At 64.9% G+C, this 15,101-nt stretch carries 15 protein-coding genes and 1 tRNA gene; 3 read left to right on the top strand and 13 right to left on the bottom strand.

Features of this window, described 5'->3' with window-relative positions:
- Window positions 1-43: 43 nt before the first annotated feature.
- Together shkS and AC1DMA_RS21025 are read right to left on the bottom strand one after the other, a co-directional pair.
- Entirely contained in the window at window positions 44-1,480 is a 1,437-nt protein-coding gene (gene shkS / locus AC1DMA_RS21030; protein ID WP_478125594.1) for a surface-behavior sensor histidine kinase ShkS, read from the bottom strand.
- 199 nt (window positions 1,481-1,679) lie between these two features.
- The gene (locus AC1DMA_RS21025) at window positions 1,680-1,940 is read right to left on the bottom strand and encodes a hypothetical protein (RefSeq protein ID WP_478125593.1); all 261 of its coding nucleotides are present in this window, start codon (window positions 1,938-1,940) and stop codon (window positions 1,680-1,682) included.
- A gap of 245 nt (window positions 1,941-2,185) precedes the next feature.
- Here AC1DMA_RS21025 and AC1DMA_RS21020 point away from each other — a divergent pair, with 245 nt between their 5' ends.
- The gene (locus AC1DMA_RS21020; protein WP_478125592.1) at window positions 2,186-3,190 is read left to right on the top strand and encodes a cation diffusion facilitator family transporter; all 1,005 of its coding nucleotides are present in this window, start codon (window positions 2,186-2,188) and stop codon (window positions 3,188-3,190) included.
- Here AC1DMA_RS21020 and AC1DMA_RS21015 read toward each other — a convergent pair.
- From AC1DMA_RS21015 to AC1DMA_RS20990, 6 genes are read right to left on the bottom strand one after another with little or no spacing between them, the layout of a single operon-like run.
- Window positions 3,183-4,919: an acetyl/propionyl/methylcrotonyl-CoA carboxylase subunit alpha gene (locus tag AC1DMA_RS21015; RefSeq protein WP_478145385.1), complete on the bottom strand. Its 1,737-nt coding sequence runs from the start codon at window positions 4,917-4,919 to the stop codon at window positions 3,183-3,185. The two genes, AC1DMA_RS21020 and AC1DMA_RS21015, sit on opposite strands and share 8 nt — an antisense overlap.
- Window positions 4,916-6,529, bottom strand: a complete 1,614-nt coding sequence (gene pxpB / locus AC1DMA_RS21010) for a 5-oxoprolinase subunit PxpB (RefSeq protein WP_478145384.1) — start codon at window positions 6,527-6,529, stop codon at window positions 4,916-4,918. The genes AC1DMA_RS21015 and pxpB overlap by 4 nt, the downstream gene beginning before the upstream one ends.
- On the bottom strand, window positions 6,529-7,311 hold the full coding sequence (locus tag AC1DMA_RS21005) for a LamB/YcsF family protein (RefSeq protein WP_478125590.1): 783 nt from the start codon (window positions 7,309-7,311) through the stop codon (window positions 6,529-6,531). The genes pxpB and AC1DMA_RS21005 overlap by 1 nt, the downstream gene beginning before the upstream one ends.
- Before the next feature lie 17 nt (window positions 7,312-7,328).
- Complete coding sequence (gene pcp / locus AC1DMA_RS21000; RefSeq protein ID WP_478125589.1) at window positions 7,329-8,003, bottom strand: pyroglutamyl-peptidase I; 675 nt, start codon at window positions 8,001-8,003, stop codon at window positions 7,329-7,331.
- 10 nt (window positions 8,004-8,013) lie between these two features.
- Window positions 8,014-8,970 carry a DUF979 domain-containing protein gene (locus AC1DMA_RS20995; protein ID WP_478125844.1) on the bottom strand — a complete coding sequence of 319 codons (957 nt, stop codon included), beginning with the start codon at window positions 8,968-8,970 and terminating at the stop codon, window positions 8,014-8,016.
- Complete coding sequence (locus tag AC1DMA_RS20990) at window positions 8,970-9,716, bottom strand: DUF969 domain-containing protein (RefSeq protein ID WP_478125588.1); 747 nt, start codon at window positions 9,714-9,716, stop codon at window positions 8,970-8,972. Before AC1DMA_RS20990 ends, AC1DMA_RS20995 begins: the two co-directional genes overlap by 1 nt.
- A gap of 245 nt (window positions 9,717-9,961) precedes the next feature.
- Between AC1DMA_RS20990 and AC1DMA_RS20985 the strand changes: the two genes are divergently transcribed.
- A complete protein-coding gene (locus AC1DMA_RS20985) occupies window positions 9,962-10,651 on the top strand; it encodes a GntR family transcriptional regulator (RefSeq protein WP_478145407.1) in 690 nt (229 codons plus the stop codon).
- A gap of 68 nt (window positions 10,652-10,719) precedes the next feature.
- Here the strand turns inward: AC1DMA_RS20985 and AC1DMA_RS20980 are convergent.
- Together AC1DMA_RS20980 and serS are read right to left on the bottom strand one after the other, a co-directional pair.
- Window positions 10,720-10,809: transfer RNA gene (locus AC1DMA_RS20980), tRNA-Ser, on the bottom strand.
- A 47-nt stretch (window positions 10,810-10,856) separates the two neighbouring features.
- Complete coding sequence (gene serS, locus AC1DMA_RS20975; protein ID WP_478145383.1) at window positions 10,857-12,188, bottom strand: serine--tRNA ligase; 1,332 nt, start codon at window positions 12,186-12,188, stop codon at window positions 10,857-10,859.
- Window positions 12,189-12,249: 61 nt separating this feature from the next.
- On the opposite strand from serS, the gene AC1DMA_RS20970 reads away from it, so the two are divergent.
- Window positions 12,250-12,666 (top strand): VOC family protein, encoded by a 417-nt coding sequence (locus AC1DMA_RS20970; RefSeq protein ID WP_478125586.1) that lies wholly within the window; start codon window positions 12,250-12,252, stop codon window positions 12,664-12,666.
- 4 nt (window positions 12,667-12,670) lie between these two features.
- Here the strand turns inward: AC1DMA_RS20970 and AC1DMA_RS20965 are convergent, their stop codons facing one another.
- Genes AC1DMA_RS20965 through AC1DMA_RS20955 form a run of 3 tightly spaced genes read right to left on the bottom strand, consistent with a single transcriptional unit; the run spans window position 12,671 to window position 15,050 of the window.
- A complete protein-coding gene (locus tag AC1DMA_RS20965; protein WP_478145406.1) occupies window positions 12,671-13,600 on the bottom strand; it encodes a threonine/serine dehydratase in 930 nt (309 codons plus the stop codon).
- Between the two features lie 29 nt (window positions 13,601-13,629).
- Window positions 13,630-14,595, bottom strand: a complete 966-nt coding sequence (gene ispH / locus AC1DMA_RS20960; RefSeq protein WP_478145382.1) for a 4-hydroxy-3-methylbut-2-enyl diphosphate reductase — start codon at window positions 14,593-14,595, stop codon at window positions 13,630-13,632.
- On the bottom strand, window positions 14,592-15,050 hold the full coding sequence (locus AC1DMA_RS20955; RefSeq protein WP_478125584.1) for an FKBP-type peptidyl-prolyl cis-trans isomerase: 459 nt from the start codon (window positions 15,048-15,050) through the stop codon (window positions 14,592-14,594). The genes ispH and AC1DMA_RS20955 overlap by 4 nt, the downstream gene beginning before the upstream one ends.
- Window positions 15,051-15,101 lie beyond the last annotated feature (51 nt).

Below are 15,101 nucleotides of genomic sequence, written 5' to 3'. Positions count from 1 at the left end.
CCCTGACACGGGGCAACGCCCAACACCCGCGCCAGCGGCAATGTCAGCCGACGGCGCCTGAAATCCTCGTCTGGGCTTGCGATTCATCAGCGTCGTGCAATGCGACGCGGAAAACGCTGCCACGGCCCAGCCGAGACCGAACGCTGACCGGATGGCCCAGGGCATGCGAGAGCCGGGCCACGATGGCTAGGCCGAGACCAAAGCCGTCGGAAGTACCGGCATGGTCGGCCACCTTGTAGAACTCCAGGAACACGTCGCGCAAGTGCTCCCGCGCGATGCCGATACCCGTGTCCCAAACCTCCACCCGCAGGCCGTCACGCGTTTGTCTCGACGCCAGCAGGACGCCGCCTTCGGCCGTGTACTTGATGGCGTTGGCCAGCAGGTTGCCGATCATCCGGCGCACGCGGATCGGATCGGTCAGCACCGTCCCGGGCGTCACGTGGATTCTGAAAGTCAGGCCCTTGGCTTCGGCGACGGGGCGGTATTGCAGCTCCAGGTCATGCAGCAGCTGCGCAACATCGACGCGCTCGATATGCAGCCTCACTTGCCCCGAATCGATGCGCGCAAGGTCGAACAGCGAATCGAAGAGCGCATTCACGGCATGCGTCGCGCGAACGATCTTGGGCGCGATCTCCGCCACCAGTTCGGGCTCGTTGCGCAGCCAGTCGGCGTAGAGCGAGAGCGCCAGCACGGGTTGCCGCATGTCGTGCGCCGCGCTGGCGAGAAAGCGGTTTTTCATTGCCACTGCAGATACGGCGGCCTGACGCTGCTGGGTCAGCGAGTTGATCAGGATGTGGTTGTGGAACAGCAGTTCGAAGCTGTTGCGCGCAGTCTCGTGGATGCGCCGCCCGGCCCTCAGCAGCAGCCACCAATGCAGGCCCGGCAACATCAGGAAGCCGTAATGAAAATGCGGCCGCTCGAAGTTGAGCTCGATCATCCGAAGGATGATCGCGGCCAGCATCGTGAAGAACAGCGTATTGACGTAGCGCTTGAGCAGTGGTGGATGCAGCGCGAGCCCGTTGAGCGGAAAGGTCGCCACGCCGGCCACGATCAGCCAGCTCATGAACTGATTCACGAGCGGCGTGCGCTCGAAGAAGATCAGGATCGACAAGCCCCAGGCGAACGAGCTGGTGCTCCAGAGAAAGCGATAGTGGTCGACGAAATACTGCTGCGCGGCGGAATCGCGATCGGCGTAGTGGCGCGCGTAGATCTGCTCGCCCCAGATGCGGCAACCGGTGGCGGCAATGCCGATGCACAGCCACGCGATCAGTTGCCAACTCGGTACATAGCCCCAGCTCAAGCCCACCATGGCGGGCATCAACGCCGCGGCCAGCAGGTATGAGCCGCGCGATGCCCGCATCAGGCTGCGAATCAACTCGCCGCGAACCCACGGTTCGGCTTCGTCGGCGGAAGCAGGCGCCGGCGTGAGACTCGCAAAGGATGAATTGCCCAGACCTGCGAACGACGAATTTCCCATCATGGCATTACTGCCCCCCAATCAGTCAGGCGCAAAAAAGGCCCCTCGCGAGGGGCCCTGCATCCAGTCGCAGACCACCCACTCAACGGAGCGGCATGCCACGTGCTCGATCTTAATTGCCCGCACTGGTGTCTTTGACGCAGACCTTCCCGAAAGCGTCGCGTTCGCACAACGCGGGCCGTGGCCGTCAAGGCGTCGGCCGTCAGATGTCCAATTCGCTGAAGCCGGTATTGCCCGTGTGTGACCGGGACGTCCATTCGGACACGAAGAATTCAGCGCGGATCTTGACGCGATGCAACGCCGCTTCGCGGCTCGGTTGCTGGGCGATGACGAGGACACAGCGCTGCTCGCCCTCGAATCTCAGTTCGGCCTTGCCGGAGTACGTGCCTTCGGGTGTGGAATTCAGGTCGATCCTGCAGGTCCAGCCGACCGGAAGGTCTGGCGCAAGTAATGAGTCGGGCATAAGCCATAGGATAACAACGACAGTCGATGGCATCGGGGAACCATCCGGATCCGAATGGTCGCCGCAGCATCCCCTACCAGCGCCGATCGACTGTCTACGCGCCCATCTTGCGGCAACCCTGTTTCACCTCCATGACGGGCGCGAAGGAGGCCCCGCGTGCCGGCGGGGTATGTCAGCCAGTGGTCAGGCCGGCAAGCATTCGGCCGGTGCGCTTAAAGTTGGCGACCATCAATCCTGGATCCACCATGAGGGAGTTCAGCCGCTTCCACCGCCGCCTGGGCACGGACGTTCAGGTGCGCCAACTCAGAGTCACGATCGCTATCGCTTTCGCCGGCAGTGCATTCGTTGCTGCATGCAAGACGGCGGCGGCCGCGTCCACCGGCTCGGTCTCGATGCTGGCAGAAGCCGTGCATTCGTGGATCGGCACGGTCTCCGAGATCTTTCTGGTGGTCGGCTACCTGGCCGCCCGCCGCCCTGCTGATTCCGAACACCCGCTGGGATATGGCCGCGAGTCCTTCGTGTGGTCGCTGTTCGCGTCCATCGTCATGTTCGTCGTCGGGGCGCAGATCGCCATCTGGCGCGGCATCACCCAGCTCGGCAGCGCCGAGACGCCGAACGACTATCGATTCGGCTATGCGGTCATCGGCGTGTCCTTCGTGCTCCAGCAGGTGTCGTTCTTGCGGGCCGTCCGCTTCGTGCGAGCGCGCGCCGCCGAGAGAAACTCGGGCATCTTCAAGCACGTGTTCGACACCTCGGATTCCCAGTTGCGCGCAGTCGTGATCGGCGACTTCATCTCGCTCGTCGGGCTCGTCGTGGCCGGCCTGGGCATGGCCTTGCATCAGCTCACCGGCAAGGCGGTCTACGACGCGATGGGATCGATCCTGATCGGGCTCTTGATGGGCGTCGCAGGCCTGTTCCTCATCAACCAGAACCGCCGCTACCTGGCCGGCGTGCCGCTGTCGGACGAACGAAGCGCAATGGCGGTGCAAGCGATCGAGAAGGATCCTCGCGTGGAACGGGTGACGTACTTCTTCGCGGAATTCGTCGGGCCGGACCGTCTGCTCGTCGCCGCACGGGTCGTGATCGCAGGCGAGCCCACGCAGGTCGAGCTTGCGCGCATCCTTCACGAGCTCGAACTGCGCGTGATGGAACACAAGTCCGTCGCCCGCGCGATCTTTGCGCTCGCAACGCCAGAGGACATGGCCATGCCAGGGGCGTCGCGCCAGAAGGTCGCATCGACCGTCACGTGATCCGCGCGATGACCGCGCCGACGTTCACGTATGCGCCGGCCTGCATGGTGCGCACGAGCCGACCGGCACGGTGTGCGCAGACCTGCATTTCCATCTTCATTGCCTCCATGACGCCAATCACTTCGCCTTGGGCAACCTCGGCGCCCTCCTCGCTCTTCCACGCGCGCAGGGTTCCTGAAACGGGAGCGGTGACGCTGGACGGATCGGTTTGCGGTGAGGATTCCGGTGCGGGCCCGGAGGAGGCATCGGCGGCGCCGGCAGACTGAAGCCCGCGCAGCAATTCGGCGGGCAAGCCCAGCGCCACGCGGCGGCCGTCGATTTCCATGGCCGTGCGATACAGCGCCGTCGCGGGCAAAGGCTCCGGACGCGCCGCTGCAGCCAGTTCGGCAGCAAAGTCTGTCTCTATCCAGCGCGTATGCACCTTGAAGCCATCGCTCCCGGTGAAGTCCGCGTGAGCCACGACCGCGCGATGAAACGGCAACACCGATGCCACGCCTTCGATGCGGAACTCCGCCAAGGCGCGCCGCGCGCGGGCGATGGCCTGCGCGCGAGTGGCGCCAGTGACGATCAACTTCGCCATGAGCGAATCGAAGGTGCCGGGCACGGTCGAGCCGGACACCACGCCGGTGTCCAGGCGGACGCCCGGTCCTGTCGGCGCCTCGAAGGCGACCACAAGGCCCGGCGAAGGCAGAAAACCGCGCCCCACGTCTTCGGCATTGATGCGGAATTCGATCGCGTGGCCGCGCGGCGTGGGCGTCTGGGTGACTGACAGCGGATGTCCATCGGCAATCCGCAGTTGCTCCACCACCAGATCGATTCCGCAGGTTTCCTCCGTCACCGGATGCTCGACTTGCAGCCGCGTGTTGACTTCGAGGAAGGACACAGCGCCCGAAGCACTGAGCAGGAACTCGACCGTGCCTGCGCCCACGTAGCCCGCTTTCGAGCAGACATCGCGCGCGGCCTCGTGAATGCGCTGGCGTTGCGCTTCGTCGAGGAAGGGGGCGGGCGCCTCTTCCACCAGCTTCTGGTTGCGCCGCTGCAGGGAACAATCGCGCGTGCCGAGCACGACCACATGGCCGTGCGTGTCTGCAATCACTTGCGCCTCGATGTGGCGCGGCCGGTCGAGGAACTGTTCGACGAAGCACTCGCCCCGGCCGAACGCCGTGACTGCTTCGCGCACTGCGGAATCAAAAAGATCGGCCACTTCATCCATGCGCCAGGCCACCTTGAGCCCGCGGCCACCGCCGCCGAAAGCCGCCTTGATCGCGATCGGCAGACCATGCTTTTCAGCGAAGGCGAGCACTTCCTGCGCGCCGCTCACCGGATCGGCCGTGCCGGCAACCAGCGGCGCGCCGACCTGCAGCGCGATCTTCCGCGCCTGCACCTTGTCGCCGAGCAGCGCGATCGCGGTCGGCGGCGGGCCGATCCATGTCAGGCCGGCATCGATCACCGCCTGCGCGAAGGCCGCGCTCTCCGAGAGGAAGCCGTAGCCGGGATGCACCGCGTCCGCACCGGATCGCGCAGCGACTGCCAGCAGCTTGTCGATGCTCAGGTAGGTGTCGGCCGGGCTGTCGCCGCCCAGCCCGTGTGCCTCGTCGGCCATGCGGGCGTGCAGCGCATCGATGTCGGCGTCTGCATAGACGGCGACCGATTGCACGCCGTAGTCGGCACAGGCGCGCACGATGCGCACGGCGATTTCACCGCGATTGGCAATGAGGACTTTTTTCATGGCGTTAAGAGTTGACGAGCGAAATCGGGCGGAATCGAGCGAAGGCGAACGCGGGCGCCGATCGGCAACTGGCCCGCACGATCGATGTCATAGCTGGCGACGGACGCAATGACGGGATAGCCGCCGGTCAGCGGATGGTCGGCCATGAACAGCACGGGCTGCCCGTTGGGCGGCACCTGGAGCGCACCAAGGGCCGTCCCTTCGCTGGGCAGTTCGGCGCCTTGCATCGCCGCGGTGCGCGCGAGCGGTTGTTCGCCCGAGAGGCGTACGCCGACGCGGTTGGATTGCGGCGTGACGGTCCAGATCTGCGTGCCCAGAAGCTCGAGGGACTCCGGCGTAAACCAGCCGGTGCGCGGACCCATCACGACATCGAGCGTCACGACTTCGCCAAGCATCGGCAGATCGGCCGGCACTGGTTCGGGCGATCCCACCACAGCGCCGGCCGCAGGCAGCTTTATCGGCAGCAGGTCGCCGGCCGCAAGCGGCCGGGGGCCGATGTTCGCCAGCGTGTCGGTTGCGCAACTGCCGAGTACCGGCGCCACGGCAAAGCCACCGCGCACCGCCACATACGAGCGAATGCCAGCGCTCGGCTCGCCGATCAGCAGGGCGTCGCCGTTGGACAGCGCGATGGGCGCATGCCGCGGCACGGGCCACCCCGATCCATTGCTGGCGAGCAGTTCAAGTGGACCTTGCGCGCCCGCGACGGCCACGACCGCATCGCCGCGACAAACGAGTTGCAAGCCGCCGTAGACGGCCTCCACGCAGGCTGCATCGGAGCGATTGCCCACCAGTCGATTGGCTGCACGCAGCGAAGCACGGTCCATCGCACCCGAAGTCGAAACGCCCTGCCCCGCTTGGCCGTGACGGCCCAGGTCTTGAAAGAGCGCCTGCAGCCCGCTCTGCCGGACTTCCAGCGCACTGCCGCCAATCGAAGCAGTGGACAGCGGCTCGCTCCTCGCTACCTTTGGCACAGCGGGCGCTGTCGACGCGCTTGTCTGCGGCCCCGCATCGACGAAACGCACGCGCTGGCCGGGTTGCAACAGCGCGGGTCGCTCACGCGAGAGATCCCACATGGGCGTTGCCGTCACGCCGATGATTTGCCAGCCGCCCGGACTCGCCTGCGGATAGACACCGCTGAAACTGCCCGCCAAGCCCACCGCCCCCGCCGGAATCCGCGTGCGCGGTGTTGCGCGACGGGGCACATTCAAGCTCGCATCGCCACCGCTCAGATAAGCGAAGCCCGGCGCGAAGCCGGTGAACGCCACGGTGTAGTCGCTGCCGGTGTGGCGCCGCACGACCTCTTGCGGCGAGATGCCGAGCAAGCCGGCGACCTCTTCCAGGTCTTCGCCGTTGTATGTGACGGGAATCTCGATGCGTTCGCCCATGGCTTCGACGCGCGCGTCCAGGCGGCGAACACCGATGCGCTCGATGAGCTCCGCAAGCGAGACAGCGGCGGGCCGGAAGGTCACCAACAGCGTGCGAGCCGCAGGCACGATGTCGTCGACGCCCGCGATCGGCTCAGCCTGCAATGAAGCCAGCAACGCCAGCGTCTGCGACAGGTCTTCCAGCTCGACGAGCACAGCGTCGAGGTTGACGAGGAGGAAGCGCATCACGCCCCCTGGTTCGAGTCCGCGACGCCGGCGAAAGAGCGAACGACGATGCCGGCGCCTTCGAGAAGCCGGCGCACCTGTCGCGCCATCTCCACCGCGCCAGGGCTGTCGCCGTGAACGCAAACCGAATCGGCCTGGATGCGCACCGTGCTGCCGTCGATGGCCGTGACCACGCCTTCCTGCGCGAGGCGCAGCATGCGCTCGGCGACTTCCTTCGGGTCGTGCAACACCGAGCCGGCCTGGCGGCGCGACACCAGCGAGCCGTCGGGCATGTAGGCCCGGTCGGCGAAAGCTTCAGCCACCACGTGCAGGCCCTGGGCGCGCGCCCAGTCGAGCAACGGCGAACCAGCCAGTGCGACGAGGGTCAGTCCGGCATCGACTTCGCGGATCGCGGCGATGACGTCGTTGGCCTGCCGCTGGTCATGCGCGATGGTGTTGTACAGCGCGCCGTGCGGCTTGACGTAGCGCACCCGGGTGCCGGCCGCTGCGGCGAGACCTTGGAGGGCGCCGATCTGGTAGATCACGTCGGCTTGCAGATCGGCGCTCGCCACATCCATCGCACGGCGCCCGAAGCCGACGAGGTCGGGATAGGACACATGCGCGCCCACCACGACTCCCTTTGCCTTCGCCCGCCGCACGGTCTGCAGAATGCCGGCCGGATCGCCGGCATGGAAGCCGCAAGCCACGTTCGCGCTGCTCACGATGTCGAGCATGGCGTCGTCGTCGCCCATGCGCCACGCGCCCAGGCTCTCGCCGAGGTCGCTGTTCAAGTCGATGTTCATTCGTAGCCCCTGAATGGTCAATGAAGCTGGCCGCCGGTCTCCCGCACATCCTCATGCACGGTGAGTGCCGTTCGCACCAGTGTGCGCACGCCTTCGATCTGCGTCGCGAGCGCCATGCTGGGCGCTCCCGCGATGCGGGCCGCCTGCTCCGGAAGGCAAGGCAGATGGACGAAGCCACCGCGTGCGCCGGCAAGTTCCGGCCGCGTGGTCAGCCGATGCATCAGTGCGTAGAAGACATGGTTGCAGACGAAGGTGCCCGCGGTGTTGGACACGGATGCCGGAACGCCTCCCGCACGGATGTCGCGCACGATGGCTTTGATCGGCAAGGTCGAAAAGTAGGCCGCCGGCGCACCCGGCACCACCGGCACGTCGATGGGCTGGTGCCCCGCGTTGTCGGGGATGCGGGCATCGTCGACATTGATCGCCAGGCGCTCAGGCGAAACATCGATGCGGGCGCCCGCGAGCCCCAGTGCCACGACCAGTGTCGGCCGGTGCTCGGCTAAGGCATCGTCGAGCCGTTCGATGGCTTTTCCGAAGACGCACGGCAACTGTGCCGCCCTGACTTGAGCGCCTTCGCAGACCCAGCCGTCCAGTGCCCTGGCCACTTCCCAGGAAGGATTGACGGAATCGCGCTCGAAGGGCTCGAAGCCCGTCACCAGGACGCGGCGCTCCGATTCGGGTAGGTGTTTCATGGCATGGCCCTCAGCGGAACATGAGGAAGTAGAGCAGGAAAACGTTGACGGTGAGCAGCATCAGCGCCGTGGGCACCTGCACACGGATCACCGCGTTCTTGTCGGGCAGTTCGAGCAGCGCGGCCGGCACGATGTTGAAGTTGGCGGCCATCGGCGTCAGGAGCGTCCCGCAATAGCCCGACAGCATGCCGATCGCGGCCATCACCGCCGGATTGCCGTGATACACGCCCACGAGAATCGGCACGCCCACGCCGCCGGTCATCACCGGAAACGCCGCAAAGCCGTTGCCCATGATGACGGTGAACAGCGCCATGCCGATCACGAAGACGGCCACGGCAACGAAGCGCACATCCATGTTGATGTAGCTGGTCGTGAGGTATGCCACCGCCTTGCCCACGCCCGCGTCCGAGAACACCAGCCCCAGCATGCCCAGCATTTGAGGCAGCACCAGCGCCCAGCCGAGCGCATCGGTAAGCCGGCGCGATTCGCGGATCGCCTGCGCAGGCGTCTCGCGGGTCAGCCAGCAGGCCAGGCCGAGCGCGACGATGCACCCCACACCCAGGCTCACCAGCGTCGTGTTCTTCGGGTCCAGCAAGGGCACGCCGCCGACGACAAGGTGGCTCGCGGAGAGCGTTCCAGCCATGGTCAGCAACGGAATCGCCAGCGCCGGCACGAAGAGCTTGTTGCCCAGCCGCTTGGCACTGGCGGCATACTCGGCGGCCGAGCGGGTCACATGATGGCCCATGCCGACCCCGCCGAATCCGGCGATCAGCGCCATCACGATGGCACCCACGCCAACCCACACCGGCGGCAATTGGTCGCCGACCAGGAACACAAGCGAATACAGGCCCCAGAACAATGCGCTGGAGTAGCGCTTGGGATGCCGGCGGTCGGCCAGCGTCATCATCGCCGTGAGCGCCAGGATCGCGCCGACCAGGTAGTAGAGGTGAACGATGGACAGCATGATCAGACTCCCTGCTTGCTGATGGCGGCTGGCGCCACTTCGGACTCCGAACCGGCAGGGTTCTTTGCCAGTTCGGCGGCCAGCGATTTGTCGAGCCTGCGCAATCGCCACGCGTGGATCACAAATGCCGAAATCGCGGTCGGGATGCCCCACAAGGCCACGTGGATGGGTTCGACGTCGATGCCCGCTTCGTGCAGGAAAGTGGTCATCAGCACGATCGCGCCAAAGGCCACGAACATGTCTTCGCCGAAGAACAGACCGACGTTGTCAGTCGCAGCGGCGTACGCGCGCAGTTTGTGGCGCACGGTTTCGGGCAGCTTGCCATAGCGCGCTTCGGTGGCGCCCTCGGCCATGGGCGCGAGCAGCGGCCGGACCATCTGCGGATGGCCGCCGAGGCTCGTCAATCCGACGGCCGACGTCAGCTGCCGCGCGGCCAGATAGACGATGAGCAGCCGCCCGGCGGTGGCCGATTTGATGCGGCTGATCCAGTCTTGTGCGTGCTGGCGAAGCCCATGTCGCTCCAGCAAGCCGATCACCGTCAACGGCAACAGGATGATCAGCGGCAGGTTGCGTGTCTTCACAAAGCCGGTACCGATCGTCGCGAGGATTTTTTCGATCGGAAAACCGGCAGCGAAGGCCGTCACGACCGCGGTCACGATCACGACCAGCATCGGATTGAAGCGCAGGATGAAGCCCGCAATGATCACGGCCACGCCGATGAGGGGCCAAAGATGAATGTCGCTCGCCATGGGATCGCTCCTTAAATGAGGCAGGAAAAGAACAGGACCTGCTCCAGCCGTCGCAAAATGCGTGCCATTCGATCAACCAGAATTCTCATTGACTGGTTTAAATCTATGACATTGTTGAACAATACATTGATTGTTGATCCATCATTCGTCGCAAATCATTGGTGCAAACCCGCGCTAGGGTTGCGGGAGATGCGTGCGTGACTCACTGATCTGCTACAACCGCTGGCAACTTCTCCATGCCATCAATGACACAAATCGCGCCGGTGCCATCGACTCTCCTGACCCTCGGCGAGCGCGTGGCCGAGCAGCTTCGCGGGATGATTACCCAGGGTGAGTTTTCACCGGGCCAACGCCTGTCGGAGCAAGCCCTGAGCGAAAGGCTCCAAATCTCCCGCAACACATTGCGAGAGGTGTTCCGGGTTCTGACCAAGGACGGCTTGCTCAAGCACGCGCCCAACCGAGGTGTGTTCGTAGCGATCCCGAGCATCGCGTCCATCATCGACATCTACCGTGTACGCCGGCTCATCGAATGCCAGGCCCTCCGGCAGGCGTACCCGCGCCACCCCGCCAAGGCACGCATGCGAGAAGCGGTCGAAGCGGGAATGCGCAGCCGCACTGCATCGGACTGGCTGGGCGTCGGCACAGCGAACATGGCTTTTCACATGTCGATCGTCCAGCTGGCCGACAGTGAGCGCCTCAACCTGATGTTCGCGCAGGTGCTGGCCGAACTGCGGCTCGCGTTCGGGCTGCTGCAGGACCCTGAATTCCTGCACGCGCCGTACGTCGACATGAACATGAAGATCCTGGAACTGGCCGAAGCGGGGGAATTTGCCAAGGCTTCGAACGAGCTTGGCGACTATCTGGTGCACTCCGAACGGATCGTGCTTGCTGCGTACGCCCGACGTATTGAAAGCGCGGATATGACGGCGGCCTGAGCGGGCGCTTTTCTCCGCGCGGCCCAAAACAAGAAGCCCCGGCAGCTTTCGCTGTCGGGGCTTTTGTTTGGAGGAGAGGGAGGGATTCGAACCCTCGGTACGTTCGCACGTACGCCTGATTTCGAGTCAGGTACATTCGACCACTCTGCCACCTCTCCGGTGTCTGTCGAGCCCGCGATTCTAGCAGACCAAAAAGCGCGTTTTCTCAGCCGCGCAGCACTTCGAGGCCGCCCAGATAGGGCCGCAATGCAGCCGGCACATTGACCGAACCGTCTTCCTTTTGATGGTTCTCCAGAACCGCAACCAGCGTGCGCCCCACCGCCAGACCCGAGCCGTTGAGCGTGTGCACGAGTTCGTTCTTTCCCTGTGCATTCTTGAAGCGAGCCTGCAGTCGACGCGCCTGGAAGGCTTCGCAATTGGAGACCGAACTGATTTCGCGATAAGTGTCCTGCGCCGGCAGCCACACTTCCAGGTCGTACGTCTTGGTCGAACCAAAACCCATGTCCCCTGTGCTCAGCAGCACGACGCGGTACGGCAGTTCCAACGCCTGGAGCACGGCCTCGGCGTGGCCCACCATCGCTTCGAGCGCCTCGTAGCTCTTCTCGGGATGGGTGATCTGCACCATCTCGACMTTGTCGAACTGATGCTGGCGAATCATTCCGCGGGTGTCGCGGCCGGCACTGCCCGCTTCCGACCGAAAGCATGGCGTGTGAGCGGTGAGCTTGATCGGCAACTGGGCCTCCGCCACCACTTCGTCGCGCACGAAGTTGGTCAGCGGGACCTCGCTCGTCGGGATGAGGTAAAGCGCCGAATGATCAGGTGCCGGTTCACCGTCCTGACCGCCTTTCTTCGCAGCAAACAGATCGCCTTCGAACTTGGGCAACTGACCGGTGCCGCGCAGCGTGTCGGCGTTGACGATGTACGGCACATAGCACTCGGTGTAGCCGTGCTGCTGTGTCTGGATGTCCAGCATGAACTGCGCGAGCGCACGATGCAGGCGAGCGATCGGGCCCTTCATCACGGAGAAGCGCGAGCCGGAAAGCTTGGCGCCGGTCTCGAAATCGAGCCCGAGCGGCGTGCCGAGATCGACGTGATCCTTGGCTGCGAATGGCAGCGGCGCTGCGGAACCGCCGGCGCCGCTCTTCGGGCTCCATCGGCGGACTTCGACGTTGGCCGCTTCGTCCTCGCCGACCGGCACGCTGGCGTGCGGAAGGTTCGGCACGGCCAACAGCAATGCATGCAGTTCAGGCTGGAGTTCGTCGAGACGCGTGGCCGAGGATTCCTGCTCCGCCTTGAGTGCGTTGACCTCCGTCATCAGCGCATCGACCGATTCGCCCTTGGCCTTCAACGGGCCGATTTGCTTGTTGAGGGCGTTACGGCGGGCTTGCAATTCCTCGGTGCGGGTCTGCAAGGTCTTGCGCTCGGCTTCGAGTGCGCTGAACCTTGCCACGTCGAGGTAGGGCTGGTTCTTCTTGCGCGTTTCGAGGCGCGCGACCACCGAAGCGAGGTCCTTGCGTAACAGAGTGATATCGAGCATTGCGCGATTTTAGGTGCGCGTAGCATCGTTCCCCCCGACCACTTCAGCTCAAGGAGATCGCATGGAAGCCTATCTGACATTCAACGGCAACACGGCCGAAGCATTCGCGTTTTACGCCAAGTGCCTCGGCGGCAACATTGCATTCAGCATGACCTTCGGAGAAAGCCCCATGGGTGCGGAGATGCCGGCGGACTTCAAGAACAAGATCATGCATGCCACGCTGCACGCGCGCGGTCAGCAGATCATGGCGTCCGATGCACCACCGGGGTACAACTTCGAAGGCTTCAAAGGCTTTTCGCTTTCGGTCCAAGCCAAGGACGTGAAGGAAGGCGAACAGCTCTTCAAGGCACTGTCCGAAGGCGGCAAGGTGACGATGCCCTACGGCGCCACTTTCTGGTCAGCCGGCTTCGGGATGCTCGAAGACAAGTTTGGCGTGCCCTGGATGGTGAACTGCCAGCAGGCACCAGCGCAGGGCTGAGCTCTCAGCCCAGAGTAGCTGGATCGACGTTGGCACCGCAAACGATCAGGCAAATCTTCTCGCCTTCTCGCGGCGCGTAGGCGCCGCATTGCAATGCGGCCAACGGCAAGGCAGCGGCGGGTTCGACGGCAAGTTTCAGTTCCTTCCAAAGCCACGACTGCGCCGCCCGGATCGCGTCGTCCGACAGCAGCAGCGCATCGCGCACATGGCCTTGCGTGACGTCCCACGCGATCGCGCCGATGCGCTTTGCGCCGAGCGAATCGGCTGCGATACCGCCGACCTCGACGTCGACCGGCTGGCCAGCCTCGCGAGCACGGAACAGCGTCGGCGCACGCTCAGGTTCGAGTGCGACGACGCGCGCACGTTTCTCGAACCATGCCGCGAGTCCACCGATCAGGCCACCTCCGCCGACGCTGACGAGCACTGAGTCGGGCAGACCACCCTGGCGCTCGATCTCACGCCCCAGCGTGCCTGCGCCGGCCACCACTTCGGGTTGATCGTAGGCGTGGGTGAGCAATGCGCCTGTGGCGCCTTGGCGCTCCAGACAGGCAGCGAGCGCGTTCGCATACGCTTCGCCGCCGACCACCACCTCAGCGCCGAGTGAGCGCAGTTTCGCGCGCTTGGCTTCGGGCGAAACCATCGGAAGGAAGACTTCGCAATGCACGCCGAGTGCCTGTGCCGCGGCGGCCGTCGCAATACCCGCATTGCCGCCCGAGGCAACGATGACCCCGCTCGCCGGTATGTCGTTGGCCAACAGCCGGTTCATCATGCCGCGCGCCTTGAAGCTCCCGCTGGTCTGCAGATGTTCGAGCTTCAGCCAGATCTCCACGCCTTTCACGCTCATACCCAGAGCGGAGCCATCGAGCTTCCAAAGCGGCGTTTCGCGCAGAAAGCCTGGCACGCGGTCTTGCATGCGCGCGGCGGCGGCTTCGATCTCGGCGCGCCAGCCCGTCTTGACGCCRCTCACGAAATATGCCCCGGCGCAGGAATGTCGTCGAGCTTCAGGCCCTTCGGCAGCGGGAACTTGAGGGTTTCCTGTATGCCGTCCATCTTGCGCACCGACACGGCGCCGAGCGCCTTGATGCGGTCGATCACGTCGCGCACCAGCACCTCGGGGGCCGAGGCGCCTGCGGTCAAGCCGACCCGGATCTTGCCGTCAAACCATTCAGGCTTGAGTTCGGCGGCCGAGTCGACCATGTAACTTTCGGTGCCCAGGCGCTGCGCCAGCTCGCGCAGGCGATTGCTGTTGGAACTGGTCGGGCTGCCGACCACGATCACCAGATCGACCTGAGGGCTCAGCATCTTCACGGCGTCCTGGCGGTTCTGTGTGGCGTAGCAGATGTCCTGCTGCTTGGGCTCGCGCACGCTCGGAAAGCGCGCGCGCACGGCGGCGGAAATCTCGGCCGCGTCGTCGACCGAAAGCGTGGTCTGCGTCACCACCGCGAGCTTTTCCGTTTGTGCCGGTGAGACGCTCGCCACATCCGCCACGTCCTCGACAAGATGGATGCCGCTGGAAAGCTGACCCATCGTGCCCTCGACTTCAGGATGGCCCTTGTGGCCGATCATGATGAACTCATAGCCTTCCTTCGCGAGCTTGGCGACTTCGACGTGGACCTTGGTCACGAGCGGACAGGTGGCATCGAATATGTAGAAGCCACGCTCCCGCGCTTCAGCCTGCACGGCCTTGCTGACGCCATGGGCGCTGAAGACCAGCGTCGAACCGGGGGGCACTTCCGCAAGGTCTTCGATGAAGACCGCGCCCTTCGCCTTGAGCTCGTTCACCACGAAGGTGTTGTGCACGATCTCGTGGCGCACGTAGATGGGAGCGCCGAACTTCGCGATGGCGCGCTCGACGATCTCGATGGCGCGGTCCACGCCCGCGCAGAAGCCGCGCGGCTCGGCAAGGATGACTTCTTCGACGCCGCTCACAGCACGCCAATCAGCTTGACCTCGAAGGTCACCGGCTGACCCGCGAGAGGATGGTTGAAGTCGAAGCGGACGGCCGAGTCGCTCGACTCGATCACAGCGCCCGCATAGCTGCCGGTGCCGTCGGGGGTCGGGAACTGCACCACGTCGCCGACGGCGTATTGCTCGTCGGGATCGCCCATCTGCGCGAGCAGCTTGCGCGCCACCCACTGCTGCATCTCGGGATTGCGTTCGCCGAAGGCGTCGCCGGCCGGCAGCTCGTAAGTGGCGTGCGTGCCCTCTTCCATGCCGATCAGGCGCTGCTCCATGGCGGGCGAGAGTTCGCCGGTGCCGAGCGACAGCGTCGCGGGCTTGTCCTGGAAGGTGTTGATGATGTCGCCCGCGGGGCCGGCGAGCCGGTAGTGCAGGGTGAGGAAGGAACCGGCGGTGACGACGGCGGGGCGAGTGGTCGAAGACAAGGTGAGACGTCGCTTTAGACTGGGGCCCACATTTTAGGGAGTGGGGCTCGA

This window comes from Variovorax sp. 05N34, assembly GCF_056397405.1.
Note: the sequence above shows the minus strand (reverse complement) of the source record. Positions and strands in the feature narration are given on the sequence as shown.